Origin of the sequence: Pandoraea sp. E26 (assembly GCF_000681415.1) — a bacterium.
Taxonomy (GTDB): Bacteria; Pseudomonadota; Gammaproteobacteria; order Burkholderiales; family Burkholderiaceae; genus Pandoraea; species Pandoraea pnomenusa.
Genome location: NZ_AYXJ01000092.1, coordinates 1 through 639, shown reverse-complemented (window position 1 = coordinate 639; position 639 = coordinate 1). Strand labels below are relative to the sequence as shown.

1 protein-coding gene is annotated in these 639 nt (G+C 68.4%); it reads left to right on the top strand.

What is annotated here, in order from left to right:
* Positions 1–639, top strand: a 639-nt coding sequence (locus W930_RS28935) for a phosphatidylglycerol lysyltransferase domain-containing protein (RefSeq protein WP_152552676.1), incomplete at both ends; no start/stop codon positions are given.

Sequence of the window (639 nt, the reverse complement as noted above, 5' to 3'; positions counted from 1 at the left end):
GGTGGTGGCCGTGATCGGGCTCGGGCTGTCGCTGTGGCAACTGCTGCGTCAGTCGCCCGGCGCCATCGTGCCCGCGAGCGAAGACGAACTCGCGCGTGCGCGTGCCGTCATCCGCAAGCAGCCGGCCGCGGACGCCTGCCTGGCGCTCATGGGTGACAAGAGCTTCCTGTTCTCGCCGTCGGGCAACGCCTTCATCATGTACGCGAAGCATCGTCGCTCATGGGTGTCGCTCTCGGACCCGGTGGGCGATCAGAAGGAGTGGCCCGAGCTGATCTGGCGCTTCATCGAACTGGCCGACGCGCACGGTGGGCGGGCGGCGTTTTACAAGACGCGTCCGCAGGCGCTGCCGCTGTACATCGACGCGGGCCTGCGCGCCTACAAGCTCGGCGAAGAGGCGTTCGTTTCGCTGCCGGAGTTCGGCCTGCAGGGCTCGCGCCGTGCGAATCTGCGCCATGGGGTCGCGCGCGGCGAGCGCGAAGGTCTCACGCTGGAGATCGTGCCGCCGGAAGCCGTGGCGCCGTATCTGGAAGAAATGCGACGGGTGTCGAACGCCTGGCTCGCACGCCAGCACACGCGCGAAAAGGGCTTCTCGCTTGGTGCGTTCACCGAGGCGTATGTGTCGCGCCAGCCGGTCGCGCT